Origin of the sequence: Lactobacillus sp., assembly GCF_051873315.1 — a bacterium.
Taxonomy (GTDB): Bacteria; Bacillota; Bacilli; order Lactobacillales; family Lactobacillaceae; genus Lactobacillus.
Genome location: NZ_JBJEES010000122.1, coordinates 1,994 through 6,359, shown reverse-complemented (window position 1 = coordinate 6,359; position 4,366 = coordinate 1,994). Strand labels below are relative to the sequence as shown.

At 53.2% G+C, this 4,366-nt stretch carries 5 protein-coding genes; 4 read left to right on the top strand and 1 reads right to left on the bottom strand.

Annotated elements, in window-relative coordinates:
- Nucleotides 1–59 precede the first annotated feature (59 nt).
- From ACI32D_RS07185 to ACI32D_RS07175, 3 genes are all read left to right on the top strand, one after another.
- Nucleotides 60–818 (top strand): tyrosine-protein phosphatase, encoded by a 759-nt coding sequence (locus tag ACI32D_RS07185; RefSeq protein ID WP_439775902.1) that lies wholly within the window; start codon nucleotides 60–62, stop codon nucleotides 816–818.
- A gap of 115 nt (nucleotides 819–933) precedes the next feature.
- A complete protein-coding gene (locus tag ACI32D_RS07180) occupies nucleotides 934–1,716 on the top strand; it encodes a tyrosine-protein phosphatase (protein WP_439775901.1) in 783 nt (260 codons plus the stop codon).
- On the top strand, nucleotides 1,716–2,216 hold the full coding sequence (locus ACI32D_RS07175; protein WP_003620452.1) for an O-acetyl-ADP-ribose deacetylase: 501 nt from the start codon (nucleotides 1,716–1,718) through the stop codon (nucleotides 2,214–2,216). The genes ACI32D_RS07180 and ACI32D_RS07175 overlap by 1 nt, the downstream gene beginning before the upstream one ends.
- Before the next feature lie 64 nt (nucleotides 2,217–2,280).
- On the opposite strand, the gene ACI32D_RS07170 is transcribed toward ACI32D_RS07175, so the two are convergent.
- Nucleotides 2,281–3,198, bottom strand: coding sequence for a cytochrome C5 (locus ACI32D_RS07170; protein WP_439775900.1), 918 nt, complete (start codon nucleotides 3,196–3,198; stop codon nucleotides 2,281–2,283).
- A 275-nt stretch (nucleotides 3,199–3,473) separates the two neighbouring features.
- Here ACI32D_RS07170 and ACI32D_RS07165 point away from each other — a divergent pair.
- Nucleotides 3,474–4,366, top strand: an 893-nt coding sequence (locus ACI32D_RS07165) for a hypothetical protein (protein WP_439775899.1), incomplete at its 3' end; no start/stop codon positions are given.

The window sequence follows — 4,366 nt, the reverse complement described above, 5'->3', positions numbered from 1 at the left end:
ACTTACCAATACTGATGTGATTATCAAGATTTAGTAAGTTTTATGATTCGGGATAAAAAATGCCAAAGCGGATCGTAAAATTGGAAGCCGGCTACAACTGCCGGGATTTGGGCGGCTACAAGAGCCAGGACGGCCGGACTGTCAAGTGGGGCCGGCTCTACCGGTCGGGTTCCTTGAGCTACTTGACCAAGGCTGACCAGGCGGAACTGGCCCGGCGGAAGATTGTGGTGGACTGCGATCTGCGCTCCCGGCATGAGCAGGACAACTTCCCTGACAAGCTCTGGCCAGGGGCCAAACTGATCGACGCCCACTTTTACAGCGAGAGCGGGGATGAAGAGGAAGAAGCTGAGGCAGCCTGGGAGAAGTATTCCAGCAAGCTGCCCAAATTGTCCTACCTGGCCATGATCTACCAGCAGAATCTTGTCGCTCCCAGAACGGGCCTGGTGATGCGGGAGATTTTTAAGGAGATGCTGGCTTTGGAAGATGACGATGCCTTGCTCTACCACTGCTCCATGGGCAAGGACCGGACCGGGATGGTGTCGGTGATCGTCTTGATGGCCTTAGGCCTGGATGACCGGGAGATCCTGCGGGACTACCTGCTCAGCCGGGAATACAGCCGGGACTGGGATGAGGCGGATGAAAATGACCGCTTGGGCAAGCAGATTGCCAAGATGAACCAGACCCAGGTCAGCCAGACGGCTTTTTATGGGATTACGGAAACGATCCGGCAGACCTGGGGCGGCTTTGACCGCTACTTTGCCAGCCTGGGCTTTGGCCAAGGAGATTTGGACCGGCTTAGGGACAAGTTTTTGGAATAAGATTTTTTACCGCTCCGCCTTTGGCTGGGGCGGTTTTTTTGCCAAAAAATTACGGGAAAACTAAAATGGAGGGTAGAAGAAATTTTCGCGGATTTTTGGAAAAGAGGGATGCAGAATGGAGATGCAAAGGGTGATTGAGCTGGACATGCCGGTCAACTTCCGTGACCTGGGCGGCTATCAAGGCTTGGACGGCCGCCGGGTCAAGTGGCGGAAGATCTACCGGTCGGCGGCTTTAAACGAGCTGTCGACCAAGGACCGGGTGATTCTGGCCAACCTGCACATTACGGTGGACTGTGACCTGCGGTCCAGCCGGGAGCAAAAAGGGTATCCGGACCAGACCTGGCCGGGGGTCCGTTTTGTGAATATTGGCCTTTATGCTGAAGGGGACCGCTTCAACCAGGCCCATCCTTTCTTGCACTTTTTCCACCATCTGCCGGAATTTGACGACTACCTGCCCAAGATTTACCAGCAGGTTTTGTTAAATGAGCACTCAGAAGAGGGGATCAAGCGGGTTTTTGAGGAGCTGCTGAAACTGCCGGAGGACCAGGCTTTGGTCTACCACTGCGCGGCCGGGAAGGACCGGACGGGGATCATCAGTATTTTGATCTTGATGGCCCTGGGCGTAGACGACAAGACGATCGCTGAGGACTATTTGCTGACGGATGAGCTGTACGATTTTTCCATTGAGAAGCAGCATCCGACTAATGAGAAGCTGTCGCAGGTGATCGCGAAGATGAACGTGACCCGGGGTGAAGGTCCGGCGGTTAAAGGAATCACGGAGACTATCCGGCAGGGCTGGGGCAGTTTTGACAAATTTTTTACCAGAAAACTGGGCTTCAAGCAGGCTGATTTGGAAAAGTTCCGGGAAATGTACTTAGAGGAGGACGAAAAAGACTAATGAATTTGGAAATCTGGCAAGGAGATATCACGACTTTGAAGGTGGACGCGATCGTCAACGCGGCTAACCGGGAATTGCGGGGAGGTGGCGGCGTCGATGGGGCCATCCACCGGGCAGCGGGACCAAAATTAAATGAGGCCTGCCGAGCCCTGGGCAGCTGCGAGACGGGTGAGGCAAAGATCACGCCAGGCTTTAACCTGCCGGCCAAGTACATCATCCATACTGTAGGGCCGGTTTACTCGGGTTCGCATAGCGATCCTCTGCTTTTGGCTGCCTGCTACAGAAACAGCCTGCGGGTGGCCAAGGAAAACGGCCTGCACTCGGTCGCTTTTTCCGCGATTTCAACCGGGGTCTACGGCTATCCGCTGGACGCGGCCAGCAAGGTGGCCTTCGGTGAGGTCCGCAAGTGGCTGAGAGAACACAAGGATTACGAAATGCGGGTCATCATGGTGGCCTACGACGCCCGGACTTACGCCTTGTACCAGAAATTGCTGGGCTAGGAAATGTAGATTTAGAATCAAGCAAAAAAGCTTCAGTAAAGCAATACTGAAGCTTTTTTCATTGCTATTCAAATTCATCTCGTTTGATCTCCCGGTAGATAGCCAGGACGAGGACAAAGACGGCGGAGATGATGGCCGGGTAGACCATGCTGCCGACCTGGACAGCCTTTTCCGCTGCAGCCTGGCTCATCTGGTTTTCCACGGCATATGAGATGACCCAACGGTTCATCAGAGTTGGCGTCAAGGCAAAGGAGATGGTGGAGATCAAGGAGGCCACCGTCATCACGTGCCGGGAGTAAGGCTCTCTGAAGAACTGGGACAAAACGCAGAAGGCTGGGGCGATCATCAAGAGGAAGATCCAGAGGATGATCATGGTACCGGCAGTGGAGTTCATCATCTGCGAGCTGTTAGTGGCGTAGCGGTAGGTCCCCCAAAGAGAGCCCCCGGTCAGCTGATTGAAGAGGTTCAAAAAGTAGGACCCTTGCTGGCCGAAAGTCCCCTGACTGGAGAGCATGTTCTGAACGACGGTCAAACTGTCGGTTGTCCCGGCGCTGGTGAAGTCAACGCTGACGATCTGCCGCATGTAGGCGGCCAGGAACATGATGGTTGAACCCAGAAGCTGCAGGGCCTTGATCATGCTCAGCTTGCGGGAGGCCTTGAGCTTGAATTCCAGACTGAGAACCCGGTTAGGGTGATGGGAGCGGCCGATCACGAAGATGCCGGCGATGGTCAAGACGATGATGATGGCCAGGCCGATCCACCACTTGGCCAGGATGCAGAAGATGGCCAGGCTGATCATGATGACCGTGACGTAAGGGCGGTCAGCGAAGATCTGCCAGAAGTTGAGCCGGACCTTCTGCTCGCTTCTTGAAGCCCCGTCAGTATCCAGGCGGGGAACAGAATTAGGGTTTGCCTGCCGCGTCTGTTTTTGCGCGGTTTGTTCTTGTCTTTCTTGGTACTGTCTGCGCGACATTCTTGCCATGATAAAAAACTTCCTTTCGCAATCACAAGCCTAGCACAAGTTGGCCTGTAAAGGCTCTTTTTTCAGACGGTTTAACTTAAATTATAAGCTAATTACAGATCCTTTGGGCGAAAATAGTTTAGCAGCTTTATTGCATTTTGATGATATTTTTGCCTTTCTAATAGATAAAAGAATCTTTATTTTTCCGATACTTCCCACTTTTCCGGGGATATCTCCATCCTTTATAATTAAATATATATGTGATTTTACTATTTAAGAGTGAAAAGGGGAAAAACATGAAAGCGAGAAGCGAGACCCGGATCAAGCAGATGGCGGCAGTTGCGGCTGCTGGTATTGGGGCAGTCAGCCTGGGCGCGGCAAACTTACCGCAGCCAGTCAGCGCGGCCACTAATGACGTGCAGGCTAGTTCCAGCCAGGATGACTTGAAGACGGCGCAAGAGAACGTTAAGACGGCTGAAGCAGAAAACACGCAGGCTCAACAGGCAGCAGACCAAGCGCAAAGCGCGGTTGCTGACCAGGAAAGTGCCGTCAATGAGGCGCAAAAGGCCAATGAAGCTGCCCAGGCCGATTTGACCACGGCTCAAGACGCGCAAGCAGAAGCTGCTAAAACTACAGAGGCAAACAAGACCACTCAAGCCGCTGATCAAGCCAATTTAGACCAGGCAAAAGAAGCGCAAACTAAGGCAGGGCAAGCCCTCCAGGACGCGCGGAATAATTCAGCTGCTGCCAGCCAAGCGGCCAGCGAGCAGGCAAAAGAGGTCAGCCAAAAGGAAGAGGCAGCAGAGCAAGCCAAAGAGCAGGCAGCTTCCGCCGCTCAAGCTCAAGAAACGGCTCAAAGCCAGGCGGCGCAAAAGTCCGCGGCTAAAGACAAGGCTGCTGCTAATCTTAAAAACGCGCAAGAAAACTTAGCAAAGGCGACTGACCAAGCAAACTCAACACATACTGCCGTAGCGAAGAACGAGCAAGATTTGCAAAACGCGAGCGAAGAGGCAAGTACAGTTCAAAAGGCCAATGATGATGCGGTAAAGGCCCAGGAAACGGCCAAGGCAGCAGAAGAAGAGGCCCAAAAAGCAGCTGATCAAGCTCAAACTGTCTACGATTCAGCCAAGGCCAATGCTGACCAAAAGACAGCCAACCAAGAAGCAGCTCAAAAGGCTTACGATGATGC